We start from the raw sequence: 18,373 nt of genomic DNA, 5'->3' as shown, positions 1-18,373 counted from the left end.
GCCAAGTGCGGCCTCGAGGCGATCGGGACAAATGGCGGGAAGGAAGATGGCGATGTCTGATCTATCCGTGATATGCCGACAGGCGTCGAGTGCATTTTTCGCAGTGCAGCGTCCTGCTATGTGCATATGTCCGTTGCAACATTTGCATTTCTGTCATTTCTGCCGCGCCAGGGCGGCGCTTGAAATCGTCAGTGCCGCAACCATTTGAGGAGCAAGGCAGGACGATTTCCGCGCCAGGGACGGGAGCCCTCATGAAGCTTGTAGGCTTTTTCAATCGCGACGGCGGTACCTTCAAGACCACCGATATGCTGGCCTACGAAAAGAGGGCGGAAGCAGCGTTCCGCGATGCGGGGCACGATTTCGACGCGATCGTTTTCTCTGGAAATGAAATCATTCCGGCCATGGAACGTGCGGCCAAGCGCAACGATATCGACGGCATCGTCGCCGGTGGCGGCGACGGGACGATTTCGGCGGCGGCATCGATCGCCTGGAAGAACGGTATCGCACTAGGCGTCGTACCGGCCGGCACCATGAACCTCTTTGCCCGTTCGCTGCGCGTGCCGCTCGATATCTGGCAGGCTCTCGACGTGCTTGCATCAGGCGAGATCGACAATGTCGATATTGCCAGCGCCAACGGCCGCCCCTTCATTCATCAGTTTTCCGCCGGCTTGCATGCCCGCATGGTGCGCTATCGCAATTCCTACAGCTATCGCTCGCGGCTGGGCAAGATCAGGGCAAGCACGAAGGCGGCCCTCGGCGTTATCTTCAATCCGCCCGAATTCGAGGTTGAGTTCGAAGCGGCCGGCATGCGCGAGCGTCGCCGGGTTTCGGCAGTCTCGGTCTCCAACAACCCGTTTGGCGAAAATGCACTGCTGTATGCCGATAATCTGAGAAGCGGCGAACTCGGCTTCTATACGGCAAATCCGCTGAAACCGCTCGGTGTCGCCCGCCTCGCCTTCGATATGATGCGCGGCAAGGTCCGCGAGAACGCGGACGTCATGGTGATGCACCCGGCCGAGGTGCGCCTGCATTTCCCGAAGCTGCGCTCCAAGGCCAATTGCGTGATGGACGGGGAACTGCTGCCGCTCGAACGCGACGTCTTGATCCGTCTGCATCCGGGCGAACTGAAGGTTCTGGTCAAGCAGGGTCTGGCGGCTCAGATCGATGCGGACGAACGCCGCGAACCCGCGGCGTAACGGAAGGATTCAGAGACGCGGTAGGTAGGTGCGATAGTCGAAATCGGAGACCGTGCGAAGATGCGCCAGCGCTTCCTTGCGCTTGGTGTCCCCATAGAGCGCCTGATATCGGCTGCCGAAGATATCGGCGATGAAGGGCGAGGTGCGGAAGGTCTCGACCGCGCTCAGGAAATCATGCGTCAGTCGCCTCGTATCTGCGGGCGTGTGCGCGGGCGTCGTCTCCTCGCCGGGATCGAGCTCGCGGTCGAGACCGGTGAGCATGCCGCCGAGGATCGCCGCCAGCAGCAGATAAGGATTGGCATCGGCGCCGGCGACGCGGTGCTCGATGCGTGCGGCCGGCCCGTCCTTTTCGGGTATGCGGATTGCCGTGCCGCGATGGCCGTTGCCCCAGCTCAGATCGACGGGCGCGAAGGAGCCCGGCTGAAAGCGCCGGTAGGAATTGGCGAAGGGGGCGAAGATCAGTTGCGCCTCGCGCATGCTGTCGAGCATACCTGCCGTGACCGATTTCAGCAGCTTCGGCTCGCCGCCTTTGGCGTCGAGAATGTTGCGGCCCTGTTCGTCGATGACGCTTACATGCACATGCAGGCCGGAACCTGCATGGTCGGAATAGGGCTTGGCCATGCAGGTCGATTTCAGCCCGTGGCGGCGCGCCGCCTGTTCGGCGATGCGCTTCAAATAAAGGCAGTCGTCGGCTGCCGCCAGCGCACTGGGTCGGTGCATGAGATTGACCTCGAACTGGCCGGGTCCGAATTCCGCAGTCGTCGCGTCCGCCGGCAGCCCCTGCGCCTTGGCATAGGCCCTCAGCGTCCGCAGATAGCTGTCGAGCGCGTCGACGGCGCTCATGTCGTAGAGCTGGAAACCATTCGGCTCGCCGCGATAGGTGAGGCTTTCGGGCGGGGAAGGCCGTCCGGTCTCGCGCCAGTCTGCGGACATCACATAGAATTCCAGCTCGGTGGCGATGACGGGCGTCAGCCCGCGCAGCCTGTAGCGTTCGACCACCGAGGCGAGGATCGCGCGCGGATCCATGAAGCTCGGGGTGCCGTCGAATTCGCACATGGTGGCGAGGACCTGCATCGAGCCCTCCGGCGCCCAGGGCATTGGCGCGAGGCTGCGTCGGTCTGGAACGACCATCCCGTCGGGATCGCCGATGGTCAGCGACAGGCCGGTGATGTCGTCATTGTCGTCGCCCCAGATGTCGAGCGACTGTGTCGATGTCGGCAGGCGGATCTCACCGGCCCAGACTTTGCCTTCGGTGCCGGGCGGAAGCTGTTTGCCGCGGAGCTCGCCATTCATGCCGACGATCAGGATATCGAAACGTGGGTCTCCATCGGCCTTGCCGTCCATCCTGTCGCTCACCATGACCTTGAAAATCCTCCGGGACAAGGCCAAGCTCCTATCCCATCGACAGCAGCCTTTCAATCCGCGAGGATCTTTTGCCAGTCATGCCCGATACTTACCCGCCCTCCAACCTTGCTGCGGTAGACGCCGCGCACCATCTCCATCCCTTCGCCGACATGAAGAAGCTGAACGCCGAGGGAACGCGGATCATTCAGCGCGGCGAGGGCGTCTACATCTTCGATAGTCACGGCATAAAATATCTTGACGGCTTCGCCGGCCTTTGGTGCGTCAACATCGGCTACGGCCGCCGAGAGATCGCCGAAGCGGTTGCAAGGCAGATGAACGAGCTGCCCTATTACAACACTTTCTTCGGCACGACCTCCACGCCGACGGCGCTGCTGGCGCAGAAGGTGACGTTGCATGCGGGCGAACGGTTCAACCATATTTTCTTCACCGGCTCCGGTTCGGAAGCGAACGACACCTGGTTCCGCATGGCTCGCGTCTATTGGAGCGCCGTCGGCAAGCCGTCCAAGAAGATCGTGATCGCGAGGAAGAACGGCTATCACGGCTCGACCGTCGCCGGCGCCAGCCTCGGCGGCATGAAGTACATGCATGAGCAGGGCGATCTGCCGATATCAGGCATTGTCCATATCGGGCAGCCCTATTGGTACGGCGAGGGCGGCGATCTCTCACCCGCCGAATTCGGCCTGAAAGTCGCCCGCGAGCTCGAAGCCAAGATCGACGAACTCGGCGAGGAAAATGTCGCGGCCTTCGTCGCCGAACCGGTGCAGGGGGCTGCCGGCGTCATCATTCCGCCCGAGACTTACTGGCCTGAGATCGACCGCATCTGCAAGACGCGCAATATCCTGCTGGTAACCGACGAGGTGATCTGCGGTTTCGGCCGCCTGGGCGCCTGGTTCGGCCATCAGCATTTCGGCGTCGAACCCGATCTCGCGCCGATCGCCAAGGGGCTTTCCTCCGGCTATCTGCCGATCGGCGGCGTGCTCGTCAGCGGCCGCATCGCCGATGTGCTGATCAACGAGGTTGGCGATTTCAATCACGGCTTCACCTATTCCGGCCATCCGGTCTGCGCCGCCGCCGCACTCGAAAACCTGCGCATCATCGAGGAGGAAAAACTGGTCGAGCGCGTGCGCGACGATATCGGTCCCTACTTCGGCAAGGCCTGGGCAGCACTGGCCGAACACGATCTTGTCGGCGAGGCGGTCAGCATTGGCCTCATGGGCGGCCTGCAGCTTACTGCCGACAAGAGCGCGCGCACCCGTTACGAAAAGCCCGATCAGGTCGGCGCGCTCGTCCGCAATCACGCATTGGCGAACGGCCTGGTGCTGCGCGCCACCGGCGACCGCATGCTCGCCTCGCCACCACTCGTCATCAGCCACGCTGAGGTGGACCAGATGGCGAGAATCACCAGGCTGGCATTGGATGCGGCCTGGAAGGAGCTGAAATCATGAAGTCGTTCAGTTGGCCTGGTTGATCCAGGCATAACCGAAGCGATAACGGTCGTCGCCGCGCCCGTAGAGATATGGCACATCGATCACCGCGGCGTCGGGCGCGGATACGCCGAGATTGACCTGGAGCCATTGCGCCATGGCCGGCGGCAGCCCTTCGTTTTTCTCCCTCTGCAGCATGAGCCACACGAGGAGAAGCGGGCGGCTTCCCGAGACATCCGGCTTGAAGCCGGGATAATCGACCGAAAGCACGGGAATACCGGGAATGTCCTGTCTGAGATTGCCGGCGAGCAGGCTGTCGCCGGCAAGGATCGCCGCCGGTTCGGCCTGCCTGCGCAAGGTTTCCAGCATATCAGCATATGGCCTGTTCAGGCGCTCGTAGTGACCCGTGAAGCGCGCGCTCGCCACACTGCCGTAAAGGGCGGCCGGCACGCCGATCATGATGACGGCGACGATGAGCATGAAACGCCGCAAAGCCTTGTCGGTCTCCACCCCTGCCGCCTCGATCTTTAGGCAGAGATAAAGCGGCACTATGAACAGCATCGGCACCAGCCAGCGATCCTTGATGCCGGCCGCGCCGCCGAAGACGATCAACAGCAGGATGCCGATGACGAAGACGAGCATCATCCGCTCGAGGAGCCGTGTCCATTCCGATTGGGCAGTCAGCGCTGAGCGGAGCTTCTTGCCGAAGACGATCGCGAACACTGCGATGGTCAATCCGGCGAAGCTGATGACGGCGAGAGCGAGCGAGCCGATGCCCATGGCGACCTGCATCGGATAGCTCGCATGGCCGCTCGCCGTCATCTTCTCCAGCGTGCGCGCGGTTGCGAAATCGAGATTGTCCTTCAGCCAGAAGAGATGCGGCAGGATGATGACGAGGGCCACGATCACGGTCAGCGCCAGCCGCCGGTCGAAGATTCGCGGCCGCAGGCGTGTATCCGCCAGCGCGGCAATCAGGGCAGCGGCCGGTAGGATGGCGAAATTATACTTGGCAAGCAGACCGAAACCGATGCCGATGCCCGCGATCAGATAGGAGGCAAGGCTCGGCTGCTTCAGGCTGCGGATGAAACCGTAGAAGAAGATGCTGGCCGAGAAGAAGACCGCGACCGTGTGCGTCAGGTCACGCTGCATCTCGAAAACCATCTGCGGAATGGTGAGCAGCCCGAGTGTTGCGATTGCCACGAGCGCCTTGTCACGCAGGACGAGCCGCGCCGTCAGGCCATACAGCAGATAGGAGATAAAGAGCAGAAGGTTCTTGACGACGGACAGGGCGGCAAGCGAGACGCCGGCAAACTGGAAGACGGCATACTGCAGCCAATTGTAGAAGGGCGGCTGCGGGCCATAACCGGCGGCGAGCCATTGTGAGCGAAAGGCCTGTTCGGCCTCGTCGAGATCGAGCGAATGCGATGTCGCCAGCCTCACACCGATCTGAAGGGCGAAATAGGCGGCCAGCAGGATGAAAATCCACCTGACGTCGCGAAGGCTGGTCTCGCTCATCTATCTCGCTCCCGGCCGAACCCAGGCATAGCCGAGTGCGAAATTATCGCCCTGGCGACCGAAATGATAGGGAAGCGACAAGGCGCCGATCTCCTGCGGTGCGATATCGGCCGCCGCCAGCGCCGATGAAAATCGCTCCGGCATGACCGCATCGGCGGCCGTCGCCGTCTTCTTGCCGCGCCAGACGATGAGCACTGGTCCGTCCGATGTCGCATAGGCCGGGATGCCGGGTGCAGGGAAATCCGGGATCACCACGGGCACGCCGGGAAACTGCAGCCGCATGTTCCCGCCGACATAGGTATCCGAGGCGATCACCAGCGCAGGTTCGGCCTGTCGCGTCATTCCGCGGGCGAGATCGGCCATCGGCACATTCGGCCTGCTGTAGGTGTCGATCAGCCCGGCGCCGACGACGCGGAAGCCGAGCGCCACCAGGACGCAGGCCATCAGCACCGGCACGACGGGTCGGAAGCGGCGCAGTCCGGCGGAAAGGTCGAGCCCGGCCGCCTGCATCTTTGCCAGGAAATAGATCGGCAGCACCAGCAGGAATGGGTCGAGCCAGCGTTCACGCACCGTCGTGGAGCCGGTGAACAGAACAATCAGAAGGATTCCGGCGAGGCTGGCAAGCATCATCCGCTCCATCATCCCCGTCCAGCGGTTTCCGGATGCGAGCGCCCTGAAAAAGTTCCGGCGGAAGGCGGCGGCGAAAATGGCGATGGGCAGCGCCGCAAAGGCGATGATGGCGATGACAAAGGCGACAATGCCCTTGCCGATACGCAAGGCTCCGGCCGGTTCATTGCCGGCGGCCATTTTGACCAGAGTATCGGAGGAGGCGAATTCGAGGTTGCTCCGCAGCCAGATCGCGTGCGGCAGCACGATGATGAGCGCGACGGCGATCGCTGCCAGGATACGCCAGTCCAGCACCCTGCGCCGCCATTCGGCATTGGGCAGGACGGCGATCAGCGCCGCGACGGGCATCAGCGCGAAATTATATTTCGAGATCAGCCCTATGCCGGTCGCAAGCCCGAGCAGGAGGTAGCTGCCGATGCCGGGCCGCTCGAGCGTGCGGAAGAAGCCGTAGAGGAAGAGCGAACTGGCAAAGAGCAGCGCCGTCGTGTGGGTCAGATCCTGCTGCGCCATGTAGGAGACCTGGGGCAGGGTGATCAATGCCATCATTCCGACGGCGGCAAGCTTCTCGTCCTTCAGTGCCTCGCGTCCGGCAAGGCCGTAAAAGAGGTAACACAGGAAGAGCAGGATGTTCTTCGGGATGACAAGCGCGCCCATCGACAAGCCGGTCACCGAAACGATGGCATATTGCATCCAGTTGTAGAAGGGCGGCTGCGGGCCATAACCCGCCAGCAGATATTGCGAGAAGAAGGACTGCTCGGCCTCGTCGAGTTCCAGCGCGTGCGGAAGTACCAGCCTGAGCGCGATGTTCAGCACGAAATAGGCTGCAAGCAGCAGCGCCGCGGTTTTGATCGTCCTCGTCGCCCGGTTCAGCATCGTGCTGCCGGTTTATGCTTGGCTTTGATCGTCGAAGATCTCCCGGACGATGTAGTTCGGGGAGGCATCGTCACGATAGTAGGTGCGCGCGATCATTTCCGCCAGGATGCCGGTGGTGATCATCTGTACCGACGAAAGCAGGAGCACGACGCCGACCATCAGCATCGGACGTGTGCCGATATCGTTGCCCATGATGAACTTGTCGAACCCGAGATAGAGCAGGATCAAGATGGCAACCGCGCCGAGACCGAGACCGAGCGAGCCGAAGAAATGGCCGGGCCGCGCCTTGTAGCGCATGAAGAACATCACCGACAGCAGATCGAGGATAACGCGGAAGGTGCGCGAGATGCCGTATTTCGAAACACCGTGCTCGCGCGCATGGTGGGTGACGGCCATCTCGCCGATGCGCGAACTCGGGACGACGCCGGCGACCCAGGCTGGGATGAAGCGGTGCATCTCGCCCATCAGCTTCACCTGCTTGATGATCGAGGCCCGGTAGATCTTCAGGCTGCAGCCGTAGTCGTGCAGCTTGACGCCGGTGATGCGGCCGATCAGGTAGTTGGCGCACCAGGAGGGAATCTTGCGCAGGAACAGACCATCCTTGCGGTTCTTGCGCCAGCCGACCAGCAGGTCGAGTTCGCGCCGCTCGAGCTCCGAGACCATCGCAGGGATGTCCTTCGGGTCGTTCTGCAGGTCGCCGTCCATCGTCGCGATCAGCCGCCCCCGGGCGGTATCGATGCCGGCCTGCATGGCGGCGGTTTGGCCGAAATTACGCTGCAGCTCGACGATCCGGAGCGCCAGGCCCTTGCGGCCGACGAATTTTCGGGCGTTGACGAGCGTCGCATCCGTGCTGCCGTCGTCGACGAGGATCAGTTCCCAGCGATGAGGATACTCGGCCATCGCCGCAACGATGCGCTCGACCAGCGGGCCGACGCTTTCCTCTTCGTTGAAAACGGGCACGACCAGCGACAGCTCGAGCGATTGTACCGGATCATTCGTGCCGCGAATGGGCTCTACCGTTGTCTGCAACTTTGCATCTCCAAAAGGCCGGGCGGCCTTGCAATCTTACTGCCGCCACCGCGCTTGCGGAAGCCTACTACATGAAGTGTCCGCCCGTTGCCAGCGGGCAATGCCGCTTTCCCCGCAATCGGCCGACTTGCCGCAACCCTACTTCGCACCGCCTTCTACCCAGGAATAACCAATCGAGAACGTATGTTTGCCGTCACCGAAAAGATAGGGAAGGGTCAGCGTCTTCACCTCCTGCAGATGAATACCCGACTTCACGAGATCATCGGCAAAGTCGGGAGAAATGGTGGGGTCATTTGCGGTTTCTCCGCGCCAGACAACGAGCACAGGACCCTTCGCAGCCGCATATTCAGGCACCCCGTGGCCTGGAAAGAATGGGATCACGACGGGGACGTCGGGGAATTCCAGCTTCATGTTGCCGGCCACGAACTTGGTTCCCGCCACGATGAGAACCGGCTTGCGGGTCGCGGTCAGCTCGTCAACGAAATTCGCGAAGGGCACGTTCGTTCTCGTGTAAACGCCGGTATATTGCATGCCGACGATCCTGAGCAGAAGGATCGCCAGGATGGCGACCATGAAGACCGGCACCACAGGCCGGAAGCGTGCTAGGCCGGCGGAAAGATCGACGCCGGCGGTTTCGAGCTTCAGGAACAGATAGATCAACATGACGAGCAGGCACGGGTCGAGCCAGCGCTCGTGGATATCGCTCGCGCCGGCGACGATGACGACACCGACGAAGGCGAGCAGGCTCACGATCATCATTCGCTCGATGACCCGGATCATCGGACTGGACGCGGAAAGCGCACGGAAGAAATCCCGTCGGAAGGCTGCTGCGAAGAGAACGATGGGCAGTGCGACGAAGCCGAGGACGGCGATGACGAGGGACAACAGCCCCTGACCGATGCGGGGAAGGCCAGCGGCGGCCTCGTGTTCGGCGGTCATCCGCTCCATGGTCGGGGCCGAAGCGCTGATGAGATTATCGGGCAGCCATAGCGCATGCGGCAGAATGATCAGAATGGCGATTGCGAACGCCGGCAGCAGACGCCAGTCCAACAGACGGCTGCGCCACTTTCGGTCCACCAGGACCGCGACGAAGGCGGCAAACGGCAGGATGGCGAAATTGTATTTTGAGATGAGGCCGATGCCGGTGGCGATGCCGATGACGAGATAGCTCCCGATCGTCGGCTGCCGAAGTGTGCGAAAAAAGCCGAAGAGGAAGAGCGAGGTCGCAAACAGCAGGGCAACGGTATGGGTCAGTTCGCGCTGCGCCATCAGGCCGACCTGTGGCAGGGTAATCAGGCTCAGCATAGCGACGGGTGCGAGCAGACGGTTCTTCAGCACCTCGCGGGCAGCCAGCCCATAGAAAAGATAGCAGCCGAAGAGAATGATGTTCTTCGGAACCGAGAGCGCCCACATCGTGATTCCGGTGACCGAGACGATGGCGTATTGGATCCAGTTGTAGAAGGGAGGCTGCGGACCGTAGCCGGCCAGAAGATATTGCGAGTAGAACGATTGTTCCGCCTCGTCGAGATCAAGCGTATGGGGCAATGCGATGCGGAGCACGATGTTCAGCAGGAAATAGACTGCCAGAAAAATGCTCGCGCTCGTGATGTTTCTGGTAATGCGCTCCAACATCGATCTCCAAGTCAAGCCGGCAAGACGCCGTGATCTGTCGGTCTGCCGCGGCGGTGGTCGGCCTTAAAGCGATCTCGCCGCCGTCGCTTCAACTCCGCCGTTGTGCCCAACCTTCATTTCTCCTAAAACGCCTGGCAATGGAGCCGAGGCTCATGCCGACGCCAAGCGAGGAATGCCTACTACATGAAGAGTTCGATCGTTGAAAGCCAGCAGTCCTGGTTTATGCGCAATCGCATGACGGCGCTGACGGTCGTAATTGTCGCAGCCTATGCGCTCTTCGTACAATGGTTCTGGGGTTGGCCCGTCATCATCAGCCAATGGGCCGATGTCGGGGCAGGCCCGGTGATCGGCGCGCTCGTGGCGTTGACGAGCACCTATTTCCTGCGTACCTGGCGCATCTACGACTATTTTCCCAAGGAGACGGCGGGCCGCTTCGCGATTCTCTTTCGCGTTACGCAGATCCACAATCTCCTGAACATCATGCTGCCCTTCCGCACCGGCGAGACCAGCTTTCCCTTGCTGATGCGCACCGAGTTCGGCATTCCGCTGACCCGCGGAACCTCGGCGCTCCTGGTCATGCGGCTGCTCGACCTGCACGCGCTTCTGGCTGCCGCCGGTATCGGCTTTGCGCTTGCCGCGGCCGATGCATTCGTCGCATGGTCGCTTTGGGCAGTCTTCCTGCTGCTGCCGGTCGCAGCTTTCGCCGCGCGCAAGCCGCTGTTCCGGCTCGCTGCCAGGCTGTTGCCTGATAAGGCGCAGAAATTCGTCGTTGAGATCGAAAACGGGCTGCCGCTCGATGCCGCAGCCTTCGCGCGCGCCTGGGCGATGACCATCGTCAACTGGCTGGTGAAGGTGATCGTGCTCGCATGGGCGCTCGGCCTGATGGGCGTGCTGCCGATGGCGGCAAGCTTCGGCGGCGCGCTCGGCGGTGAACTCTCCTCCGTTCTGCCGGTGCACGCGCCGGGCGGCGTCGGCACCTATCCGGCCGGCATCACCGCCGGCGCCATTGCGCTCGGAGCCTCCAGCGAGCGGATGGCTCTGGCCGCGCTGGCGCAGGCAAGCGTCAATGCGCATCTCTTGATCATCGTCTCGGCGCTGACGGGCACCGCAATCTCACTGCCGCTCGGGCGCCGCGGCAAGCTCTGAAATCCGTTTCCGCAAAAAAGCCTGCTCCGGCTCCTGCCGACAGAGCGACAGTGCCGTCTGATAGGCGGCGATCGCCTCTTCGGTGCGGCCAAGCCTGCGCAGGAAATCGGCGCGCGCCGAATGGGCGAGGTGATAGGACCTGAGCTCCTGACGCCCTAAAATGGCATCGACCAGATCCAGTCCCTTCGCTGGCCCTTCCGCCATTGATATCGCAACGGCGCGGTTGAGTTCCACGATCGGGGAGGGCTGCGCCGCCAGCAGCAGATCATAGTAGAAGGCGATGCGCCGCCAGTCGGTCTCTTCGGCGGTCGGCGCCCTGGCATGCTCTGCAGCGATCGCCGCCTGCGCCGTATAGGCGCTGATCTCCGCCACCCGCATCGCCTCGGCGAGCAGCGCCAGGCCTTCCGCGATTTTTGCACGGTCCCAGAGCGACCGGTCCTGGTCGGCAAGCAGCACCAGCGATCCCTGCTCGTTGCTGCGTGCCAAGCGGCGGGAATCCTGCAGCAGCATCAGCGCCAGAAGACCGCGGGCGTCAGGATGCGGCAGCAGCGCCAGAAGCAGCCGCGCCAGCCTAATCGCCTCGGCGGTCAGGTCGGCGCGGACAACATCCTCGCCGGATGAGGCGGAATAACCTTCGTTGAAAACGAGATAGATGACGTGCAGCACCTGATCGAGCCGCTGAGGCAGTGCGTCGCGGCCCGGCACTTCGTAGGGGATATTCGCGGCGCGTATCCTGTTCTTGGCGCGCACGATCCGCTGGGCGACCGTCGGCGCCGGAACGATAAAGGCATGGGCGATCTCTTCGGTGGTCAATCCGCAGATTTCGCGGAGCGCCATCGCCGTCTGCGCATCGGATGGGATAGCAGGATGGCAGCAGGTGAAGATCAGCCGCAGCATGTCGTCCTCAATCGCTTCCATATCGCCGATCTCCGTTGTGTCGACGCTGTAGAGGCTGTCCTCGATGTGATGCTGCGAGGCGTCGAAGCGCGCTCGCCGCCGGATTGTGTCGATCGCCTTGAAACGTCCTGTCGAGACGAGCCAGGCGAACGGGTTGCCGGGAACGCCATCCGTCGGCCATGACCGGGCGGCCGCGGCAAAGGCATCCTGAAGCGCTTCCTCCGCTCGGTCGAAATCCCCGAGCAGGCGGATCAGCGTCGCCAGCACCCGGCGCGACTGGGTTCGATAAATCTCTTCGATCACGCTCTCCAGCGGCGCACCTCCTCAGTACGGCGCGGGGAGTGTCCGCACGGGCCTGAGCTCGACCGCGCCGAAACGCGCCGAAGGGATCCGTCCGGCAATCTCTTTCGCCTGCATGAGGTCGGGCGCCTCGATGACGTAGAAGCCGGCGAGATGTTCCTTCGTCTCGACATAGGGGCCATCGGTGGCGGAGAGCGTGTTGTTACGAACGCGCAGCACCGTCGCCTGGTCAGGCATCTCCAAGGCATCGGCGTGGATCATGATGCCGTCACGGCGTAGCTCCTCATCGAAGGCGAAATGCGCTTTGATGAGTTCATCGGTCTCACCAGGCGTCAGCCTGCCATCCGTGTCGGCGCTGTTGTAGATCAGGCAGATATAGCGCATGGCTATTTCCCATCCTGGATCGCGTAAGTCGGGCGCACTTCGATCGAGGAATATTTGAGGATCGGAAAACTCGACGCGATCGTTTTCGCCTCCTCGATACTGCTGGCTTCGATAAGCACAAAACCACCGAGGTGCTCCTTGATTTCGGCAAACGGGCCATCGGTCGCAGAAACTTCGCCATTGCGCAGGCGGACCGTGACCGCTGTTGACGGTTCATACAAGGCGAGCGCCACCTGGAGGTGACCGCTCTCGCGCCAGCGATTGTCGCTGATGATGCACTCCTGTGTGAGCGCATCCCATTCGCTCTGAGGGACCAGCTTGCTTTTTTCCGTGTCGAACCAGATCTGGCATAGAAATTTCATCGCTCTTTCCTCATTTGGTTCCGAATTCATGGATCGGCCGCACTTCGATTGCGCCGAGCTTCGCAAGCGGGATGCCGGCGGCAACGCGGATCGCATCGTTAAGGTCCTTTGCCTCGATCAGAATGAAGCCGCCGAGCGCTTCCTTCGTCTCGGCAAAAGGACCGTCTGTTACCGATGTCTCGTCGGCCCGCACACGGACCGTCACCGCCGATGTCGGCGGCTGTAGCGCCTGGGCAATGATCATATGCCCGCTTTTGATGAGATCCCGGTCATAGTTCAGGGAATTCGCGTCGAGGTCGGCCTTCTCCTCATTCGTCATGGCGTCGAGTATCGCGCCATCGAACCAGACCTGGCAGAGATATTTCATTGCGGGCAGCCTCCTTGCAGGGTTTCAATACCTCTGGACGAACGGGGTGCGGGCATTTCGACAGCGTCAGGAAAAATCTTTTGTGCCGGTCACCTGTCGAAATGACAAGTGAGCACTCGACAAGGCTTCGTCGAAACCTGTCGAGGAGAATGGCAATGAGTATTCTTGAAATCGCGCTGGCAAGCCAGATCTGGGCGCGCCGCCATGAGAAGCGCGGGCTGGTATTTGACGAAAGCGCTGGGCTGAAGGCCCTTCTGCGCGTCGCTTTCGTCTTCGTCGCCTTCACTCTGTTGATTGCAGGGCTGAACATCGCTGCCGGCAGGCCGCAGATGCTTGCGCAGAGTTCGGCGCCTATTGCGACCGGCCGATAAAGAAACGGCTTATTGGAATGCCGTCTCGAAGAAGCTGCGCAGTTTGCGCGAATGCAGCGCTTCCTTCGGCATGGCGGCCAGCTTCTGGACGGCTCGGATGCCGATCTGCAAATGCTGGTTCACTTGCGTGCGGTAGAAGGCGGTCGCCATACCCGGCAGCTTCAACTCGCCATGCAGCGGCTTGTCGGAGACGCAGAGGAGCGTCCCGTAGGGCACGCGGAAGCGGAAGCCATTGGCGGCGATCGTTGCCGATTCCATGTCGAGTGCGATGGCGCGCGCCTGCGAGAGCCGCTTCACCGGCCCGCGCTGGTCGCGCAGCTCCCAATTGCGGTTGTCGATCGTACCGACGGTGCCCGTGCGCATGATGCGCTTCAGCTCGAAACCTTCGTAACCGGTGATTTCGGCGACGGCCGCTTCCAGCGCCACCTGCACTTCAGCCAGCGCCGGAATCGGCACCCAGACCGGCAGGTCGTCGTCGAGAACATGGTCCTCGCGCATATAGGCATGGGCGAGAACGTAATCGCCGAGCCGCTGGCTATTGCGAAGCCCGGCGCAGTGGCCGAGCATCAGCCAGGCATGCGGGCGGAGCACGGCGACGTGGTCGGTTATCGTCTTGGCGTTGGAAGGGCCGACGCCGATATTGATCATGGTGATCCCGGCATGGCCCTTCTTCTTCAGATGATAGGCCGGCATCTGCGGCAGACGGGAAAGTGTCGCATCCGTTTCCGGCACGCTTGAGCCGGGCAGGGTTACGATGTTGCCGGGCTCGACGAAGGCGGTGTAGCCGTCGCCGCCCTCCGCCATCAGCTTGCGCGCCCAGCTGCAGAATTCATCGATATAGAACTGGTAGTTCGTAAACAGCACGAAGTTCTGGAAATGCTCGGCATGCGTCGCCGTATAATGCGACAGCCGGGCGAGCGAATAGTCGATGCGCTGGGCGGTGAACGGCGCAAGCGGCGAGGGCTCTCCTGGCGGCGGGATATATTCGCCGTTGGCGATTTCGTCGTCGGTGGTGTTGAGATCGGGCGTGTCGAAGATATCGCGCATTGGAAGGTCGACAAATGCTGAGGCCGATGCTTCGACATGGGCGCCCTCGCCGAAGGCGAAATGCAGCGGGATCGGCGTTGACGATTCCGAGACGACGATCGGAACATTATGGCTCTTGATCAGCAGCGACAACTGCTCCTTCAGGTAATGCCTGAAGAGCTTCGGCCGGGTGACCGTCGTCGTGTAGATGCCGGGCGCCGTGACATGGCCGTAGGAGAGGCGCGAATCGACATGGCCGAAGCTCGTCGTCTCGATGCTGACCTGCGGATAGAAGGCGCGGTAGCGCGAGGCGATCGGAGCACCCTGGGCAAGGTCGGTGAAGCTCTGGATCAGGAACGCCGTATTGCGTTCATAAAGCGCTGTCAGCGTCTCGACGGCCTTGGCCGGATCATCGAAGCTCTCGGGCTGGAAAGGGGGCGGAGAGGAAATGTCGAGGGGCGACAGAGGGGAGATTCGTTTGTTCATGACGCATTATAGAGAGTTGTTTTTGACAAGCAAACGACGCGCGCCGGCCGAATCCGATTTTTTATCCTCTTGCGAGCTTGTTGCCCTCACCGCACCGTGGGCGCGCAGAAGGTTCCGCTTCTCTCCAGGCAGGTATAGTTCGCACCGAAATGCGACTGCGTACCGCCCCCGCCATTGTGCACGACGACCGCCGAAAATGTGACGGCGAAGACCGCCGCAAACAGCGTGATGATGGTGAAACGTCTTGCCAGAATATAGAAGTTCATCCCAGGCCCCCGATACGCAACCTAACCGTGACATGAGTTTTGCCACACCTCGGCTGAACGAGTGCTGAGATGCCGGTTCATCCACCGTTCAGCTTGCGGGGCAGGGTCTGGCGATTGCAGTGACGATTGGCAAGTCGGGAAGACTTCGAGGGCATGCCGGCTTTTCGACCGGCATGATTATACGTTTGGGATGATTGTTGCGCCTGGTTTTATCTCGTCAGAGCCGCGTCCAGGTCTGCGTCTTGCAAAGGATCTTCATCACGCAGCCCTGCATCTTCAGTGAATTGCCGGAAATCTTTCCTGAGCCGCTATAGGTCTTGTCGGCGGCGGGGTCGGTGATTTCGCCGGCGTAGCTGCCGCCGGTCCCGGCAAGTGTGCCGATCTTGCGGCCGGTATATTTGCCAGTTTTCAGCGTCACGCAATAACTGCCGCCGCAGGCGGCAATCACCGCCGTTTCGCCGGAGGCGGTCTTCCAATTGCCGACGATAGGTTCCTCAGCATTCGCTGTGCCCGCCATCACGGCGATAGCGCCGGCAAGAATGAGACTGCGGATCATCTTTTCCTCCCTGATGTCCTCTGACCGACCGCGAAAATAACTGACGCGAACGTAAAGATAAATAGAGCCAGCTGCCGGTCGCTGAAAGCAGCCGAAAAGCCGACCGTAGAGCTTTTAAACTCGTCGCCTGCTGTTTTCATGATGAACGATCCGTTTATTTTCAAATCTGAATCTTTTGTAAAATTCGAACGAAAGTCCTTAAATCGCAGGCAATCCGATGTTTAACAAAAACCCAATTTTACCAAGCGTTTGCAGTTTGTTTGTCTCAAATTAATCATGCATTTTAGGCGTTTTTTGAAAGCAGTTTGGCATAGTCAAACCATCAGATGAGCGGGGTAAACCCGCCGGACCGGAAGGGCCGCAAAGCCGCGTAGACGGCAGGGTCCGAAGGTAAAACAGGGTAAGTCGTAAACAGGCTAACAGGGATAAAACCAATGGCACGCTTTGAAATGCACAATGCTGAAACGGCCACCATGGGTGGCGACAACAACAGCGCCGATGTCTTCTGCGAAATGGGTCTGATGTATGCGACCGGCCGCGGCTGCGCCGTCGATCTCGTTGCCGCCCACAAATGGCTGAACATCGCCGCGATCAAGGGCAACGACCGCGCCGCCGAGCTCCGCGCCGACGTGGCCGCCGCCATGAACAAGATGCAGCTCGTGGAAGCACTGCGCGCTGCCCGCGAATGGATGACGGTTCACTAACGCATCAACCGAAAATCCGAAACGATTCCGGACAGAACGATACCTCAACTCGACGTGTTGGAGCGCCGCGTGTCCAAGGACGCACGGCGCTCCAACAGACGTTCGAAATCGGAATGGCGATTTGAGCGGGTCCATGATTCAAATTTCTGAGGTTGTCGGTGTTGGGACGCCTCAGACGTCCTTCGTTAGACGAGGCAAGACCTCGTCGATTGCAACGACACCTTGGGGATCAAAACATGGCGCTCAAGCGAATGGACAATGTCGGAATCGTCGTCGAAGACCTCGGAGAGGCGATTGATTTCTTTCGCGAGCTCGGCCTCGAATTGGAAGGGCGGGCGACGGTCGAAGGCGAATGGGCCGGACGTATCACCGGACTGGGAGATCAGCGTGTCGAGATCGCCATGATGCGCACACCGGACGGCCACAGCCGGCTTGAGCTCTCCCGCTTTCTGGCGCCGCCTGTCGTCGCAGATCACCGGAACGCCCCGGTCAACGCCCTCGGCTACCTCCGCGTCATGTTCGCAGTCGATGACATTGACGAGACGCTTGAGAGACTGCGCGGGCGCGGCGCGCAGCTCGTAGGGGAAGTCGTTCAGTATAAGGATGCGTATCGGCTCTGCTACATTCGCGGACCTGAAGGGATTCTGATCGGCCTCGCCGAGGAACTCCGCTGAACGCAATACGCGGACAAAAGGGGAAGACCGACCAATGTCGGCGGACAGGGATAAAAACCTCAGGCGAGCGTCTTCAGGACCTGCGGCAGCGCTTCCTCGAACAGCGCCATCTCAGCCTCCGGTCCGACGCTGACGCGGATGCAGCGATTGAGCGGCGCGACGCCCGGCATGCGGATAAACACGCCATGCTCCATCAGGCCATCGACGATCGCCCGCGCATAGGCGCCGTCGCGACCGGTATCGATCGCCACGAAATTCGTCGCCGAGGGCAGCGGCTCAAGACCATTTGCCCGGGCGATGCGGCCGATCCGCTCGCGTGCCGCATGGATCTTCCCGACCACCTCGGCCAAATAGGCCTGGTCCTTGAGCGCCGCCAGCGCTGCAACCGTCGCCAGCCGGTTCATGCCGAAATGATTTCGGATCTTGTCGAAGGCCTGTGCCGTGCCCGAGGTCGAGATCGCGTAGCCGGTGCGTGAACCGGCGAGCCCGTAGGCCTTGGAAAAGGTGCGGGTGCGGACGATGTTCGGCAGATCGATGAGCGAGGGGATCGACGGCAATGAATTTGCCGGCCCCGTTTCGCTGTAGGCCTCGTCCAGCACCATCATCGTGGTCTCGGGCAGCGTCCGGGCGAATGCGACGATGCTGTCGGCGTCCCACCAGCTTCCCATCGGATTGTCAGGATTGGCGAAATAGACAAGCGGCGCATTCTCGCGCCTGACGGCATCGAGCAGCCCGTCCAGATCCTCGCGGTCGTTGACATAAGGGACGGTCACCAGCCGGCCGCCGAAACCGGCGACATGGAAGTTGAAGGTCGGATAGGCGCCGAGCGAGGTAACGACGGGCGACCCCGGCTCGATCACCAACCGGACGATGTGACCGAGCAGTTCGTCAATGCCGCCGCCGATGGCGATATTGGCGGGCGCCACACCGAGATGTGCGCCAAGTGCTTGCCGCAGCGCGAAATTGTCCGGGTCGTTGTATTTCCAGATATCGTGCGTCTCTTCGCGGATCGCGGCAAGCACGGAAGGGGCTGGGCCAAAGCCGTTCTCATTGGCGCCGATTCGCGCCAGGACGGCGCGACCGCGCTCGCGTTCGATGGCCTCGGGGCCAACGAAGGGAACTGTGGAGGGCAGGGCGCTGATGAGGGGTGTAAAGCGCGAGAAGGCGGACATG

19 protein-coding genes are annotated in these 18,373 nt (G+C 61.4%); 6 read left to right on the top strand and 13 right to left on the bottom strand.

Going from position 1 to position 18,373, the window contains the following annotated elements:
- Positions 1-251 precede the first annotated feature (251 nt).
- Complete coding sequence (locus ACQ7C1_RS07715) at positions 252-1,196, top strand: diacylglycerol/lipid kinase family protein (RefSeq protein WP_285193113.1); 945 nt, start codon at positions 252-254, stop codon at positions 1,194-1,196.
- A 9-nt stretch (positions 1,197-1,205) separates the two neighbouring features.
- Here the strand turns inward: ACQ7C1_RS07715 and ACQ7C1_RS07710 are convergent, their stop codons facing one another.
- Positions 1,206-2,555: a glutamine synthetase family protein gene (locus ACQ7C1_RS07710; protein WP_430957880.1), complete on the bottom strand. Its 1,350-nt coding sequence runs from the start codon at positions 2,553-2,555 to the stop codon at positions 1,206-1,208.
- 83 nt (positions 2,556-2,638) lie between these two features.
- Here ACQ7C1_RS07710 and ACQ7C1_RS07705 point away from each other — a divergent pair, with 83 nt between their 5' ends.
- On the top strand, positions 2,639-4,006 hold the full coding sequence (locus tag ACQ7C1_RS07705) for an aspartate aminotransferase family protein (protein ID WP_430957853.1): 1,368 nt from the start codon (positions 2,639-2,641) through the stop codon (positions 4,004-4,006).
- 6 nt (positions 4,007-4,012) lie between these two features.
- On the opposite strand, the gene ACQ7C1_RS07700 is transcribed toward ACQ7C1_RS07705, so the two are convergent.
- From ACQ7C1_RS07700 to ACQ7C1_RS07685, 4 genes are all read right to left on the bottom strand, one after another.
- Positions 4,013-5,500, bottom strand: a complete 1,488-nt coding sequence (locus tag ACQ7C1_RS07700) for an ArnT family glycosyltransferase (protein ID WP_430957852.1) — start codon at positions 5,498-5,500, stop codon at positions 4,013-4,015.
- Entirely contained in the window at positions 5,501-7,000 is a 1,500-nt protein-coding gene (locus ACQ7C1_RS07695; RefSeq protein WP_430957851.1) for a glycosyltransferase family 39 protein, read from the bottom strand.
- Between the two features lie 12 nt (positions 7,001-7,012).
- Entirely contained in the window at positions 7,013-8,029 is a 1,017-nt protein-coding gene (locus tag ACQ7C1_RS07690; protein WP_085777531.1) for a glycosyltransferase family 2 protein, read from the bottom strand.
- 138 nt (positions 8,030-8,167) lie between these two features.
- Positions 8,168-9,661, bottom strand: a complete 1,494-nt coding sequence (locus tag ACQ7C1_RS07685) for an ArnT family glycosyltransferase (RefSeq protein WP_430957850.1) — start codon at positions 9,659-9,661, stop codon at positions 8,168-8,170.
- Positions 9,662-9,844: 183 nt separating this feature from the next.
- Between ACQ7C1_RS07685 and ACQ7C1_RS07680 the strand changes: the two genes are divergently transcribed.
- Positions 9,845-10,807 carry a lysylphosphatidylglycerol synthase domain-containing protein gene (locus ACQ7C1_RS07680; RefSeq protein ID WP_285193118.1) on the top strand — a complete coding sequence of 321 codons (963 nt, stop codon included), beginning with the start codon at positions 9,845-9,847 and terminating at the stop codon, positions 10,805-10,807.
- On the opposite strand, the gene ACQ7C1_RS07675 is transcribed toward ACQ7C1_RS07680, so the two are convergent.
- The 4 genes from ACQ7C1_RS07675 to ACQ7C1_RS07660 are packed head-to-tail and all read right to left on the bottom strand — an operon-like array spanning position 10,775 to position 13,117.
- Positions 10,775-12,016 carry an RNA polymerase sigma factor gene (locus ACQ7C1_RS07675; RefSeq protein ID WP_430957879.1) on the bottom strand — a complete coding sequence of 414 codons (1,242 nt, stop codon included), beginning with the start codon at positions 12,014-12,016 and terminating at the stop codon, positions 10,775-10,777. The two genes, ACQ7C1_RS07680 and ACQ7C1_RS07675, sit on opposite strands and share 33 nt — an antisense overlap.
- A gap of 12 nt (positions 12,017-12,028) precedes the next feature.
- Positions 12,029-12,388: a YciI family protein gene (locus ACQ7C1_RS07670; RefSeq protein ID WP_085777535.1), complete on the bottom strand. Its 360-nt coding sequence runs from the start codon at positions 12,386-12,388 to the stop codon at positions 12,029-12,031.
- 2 nt (positions 12,389-12,390) lie between these two features.
- Positions 12,391-12,750: a YciI family protein gene (locus tag ACQ7C1_RS07665; protein WP_430957849.1), complete on the bottom strand. Its 360-nt coding sequence runs from the start codon at positions 12,748-12,750 to the stop codon at positions 12,391-12,393.
- Between the two features lie 10 nt (positions 12,751-12,760).
- Positions 12,761-13,117 carry a YciI family protein gene (locus ACQ7C1_RS07660; RefSeq protein WP_430957848.1) on the bottom strand — a complete coding sequence of 119 codons (357 nt, stop codon included), beginning with the start codon at positions 13,115-13,117 and terminating at the stop codon, positions 12,761-12,763.
- Positions 13,118-13,272: 155 nt separating this feature from the next.
- Between ACQ7C1_RS07660 and ACQ7C1_RS07655 the strand changes: the two genes are divergently transcribed.
- On the top strand, positions 13,273-13,488 hold the full coding sequence (locus ACQ7C1_RS07655) for a hypothetical protein (RefSeq protein ID WP_430957847.1): 216 nt from the start codon (positions 13,273-13,275) through the stop codon (positions 13,486-13,488).
- Positions 13,489-13,497: 9 nt separating this feature from the next.
- On the opposite strand, the gene amn is transcribed toward ACQ7C1_RS07655, so the two are convergent.
- The 3 genes from amn to ACQ7C1_RS07640 form a co-directional block, all read right to left on the bottom strand.
- The gene (gene amn / locus ACQ7C1_RS07650; RefSeq protein WP_430957846.1) at positions 13,498-15,000 is read right to left on the bottom strand and encodes an AMP nucleosidase; all 1,503 of its coding nucleotides are present in this window, start codon (positions 14,998-15,000) and stop codon (positions 13,498-13,500) included.
- An 86-nt stretch (positions 15,001-15,086) separates the two neighbouring features.
- On the bottom strand, positions 15,087-15,266 hold the full coding sequence (locus ACQ7C1_RS07645; protein WP_085777540.1) for a hypothetical protein: 180 nt from the start codon (positions 15,264-15,266) through the stop codon (positions 15,087-15,089).
- Between the two features lie 217 nt (positions 15,267-15,483).
- On the bottom strand, positions 15,484-15,822 hold the full coding sequence (locus ACQ7C1_RS07640; RefSeq protein ID WP_097599784.1) for a DUF2147 domain-containing protein: 339 nt from the start codon (positions 15,820-15,822) through the stop codon (positions 15,484-15,486).
- A 434-nt stretch (positions 15,823-16,256) separates the two neighbouring features.
- Between ACQ7C1_RS07640 and ACQ7C1_RS07635 the strand changes: the two genes are divergently transcribed.
- Both ACQ7C1_RS07635 and ACQ7C1_RS07630 read left to right on the top strand, forming a co-directional pair.
- Positions 16,257-16,526, top strand: coding sequence for a sel1 repeat family protein (locus tag ACQ7C1_RS07635; RefSeq protein ID WP_011424668.1), 270 nt, complete (start codon positions 16,257-16,259; stop codon positions 16,524-16,526).
- A 236-nt stretch (positions 16,527-16,762) separates the two neighbouring features.
- Entirely contained in the window at positions 16,763-17,200 is a 438-nt protein-coding gene (locus ACQ7C1_RS07630) for a VOC family protein (protein WP_183703858.1), read from the top strand.
- 59 nt (positions 17,201-17,259) lie between these two features.
- Here the strand turns inward: ACQ7C1_RS07630 and ACQ7C1_RS07625 are convergent, their stop codons facing one another.
- Positions 17,260-18,372: a pyridoxal phosphate-dependent aminotransferase gene (locus ACQ7C1_RS07625; RefSeq protein WP_430957845.1), complete on the bottom strand. Its 1,113-nt coding sequence runs from the start codon at positions 18,370-18,372 to the stop codon at positions 17,260-17,262.
- Position 18,373: the final 1 nt, after the last annotated feature.

This window comes from Rhizobium sp. Nf11,1 (assembly GCF_050587665.1).
GTDB lineage: Bacteria > Pseudomonadota > Alphaproteobacteria > Rhizobiales > Rhizobiaceae > Rhizobium.
Note: the sequence above shows the minus strand (reverse complement) of the source record. Positions and strands in the feature narration are given on the sequence as shown.

Coding starts and splice junctions, on each gene's coding strand:
- ACQ7C1_RS07715 (WP_285193113.1), top strand. CDS start 252: ATGAAGCTTGTAGGCTTTTTCAATCGCGACGGCGGTACCTTCAAGACC.
- ACQ7C1_RS07710 (WP_430957880.1), bottom strand. CDS start 2,555: ATGGTGAGCGACAGGATGGACGGCAAGGCCGATGGAGACCCACGTTTC.
- ACQ7C1_RS07705 (WP_430957853.1), top strand. CDS start 2,639: ATGCCCGATACTTACCCGCCCTCCAACCTTGCTGCGGTAGACGCCGCG.
- ACQ7C1_RS07700 (WP_430957852.1), bottom strand. CDS start 5,500: ATGAGCGAGACCAGCCTTCGCGACGTCAGGTGGATTTTCATCCTGCTG.
- ACQ7C1_RS07695 (WP_430957851.1), bottom strand. CDS start 7,000: ATGCTGAACCGGGCGACGAGGACGATCAAAACCGCGGCGCTGCTGCTT.
- ACQ7C1_RS07685 (WP_430957850.1), bottom strand. CDS start 9,661: ATGTTGGAGCGCATTACCAGAAACATCACGAGCGCGAGCATTTTTCTG.
- ACQ7C1_RS07680 (WP_285193118.1), top strand. CDS start 9,845: ATGAAGAGTTCGATCGTTGAAAGCCAGCAGTCCTGGTTTATGCGCAAT.
- ACQ7C1_RS07670 (WP_085777535.1), bottom strand. CDS start 12,388: ATGCGCTATATCTGCCTGATCTACAACAGCGCCGACACGGATGGCAGG.
- ACQ7C1_RS07665 (WP_430957849.1), bottom strand. CDS start 12,750: ATGAAATTTCTATGCCAGATCTGGTTCGACACGGAAAAAAGCAAGCTG.
- ACQ7C1_RS07660 (WP_430957848.1), bottom strand. CDS start 13,117: ATGAAATATCTCTGCCAGGTCTGGTTCGATGGCGCGATACTCGACGCC.
- ACQ7C1_RS07655 (WP_430957847.1), top strand. CDS start 13,273: ATGAGTATTCTTGAAATCGCGCTGGCAAGCCAGATCTGGGCGCGCCGC.
- amn (WP_430957846.1), bottom strand. CDS start 15,000: ATGAACAAACGAATCTCCCCTCTGTCGCCCCTCGACATTTCCTCTCCG.
- ACQ7C1_RS07645 (WP_085777540.1), bottom strand. CDS start 15,266: ATGAACTTCTATATTCTGGCAAGACGTTTCACCATCATCACGCTGTTT.
- ACQ7C1_RS07640 (WP_097599784.1), bottom strand. CDS start 15,822: ATGATCCGCAGTCTCATTCTTGCCGGCGCTATCGCCGTGATGGCGGGC.
- ACQ7C1_RS07635 (WP_011424668.1), top strand. CDS start 16,257: ATGGCACGCTTTGAAATGCACAATGCTGAAACGGCCACCATGGGTGGC.
- ACQ7C1_RS07630 (WP_183703858.1), top strand. CDS start 16,763: ATGGCGCTCAAGCGAATGGACAATGTCGGAATCGTCGTCGAAGACCTC.
- ACQ7C1_RS07625 (WP_430957845.1), bottom strand. CDS start 18,372: ATGTCCGCCTTCTCGCGCTTTACACCCCTCATCAGCGCCCTGCCCTCC.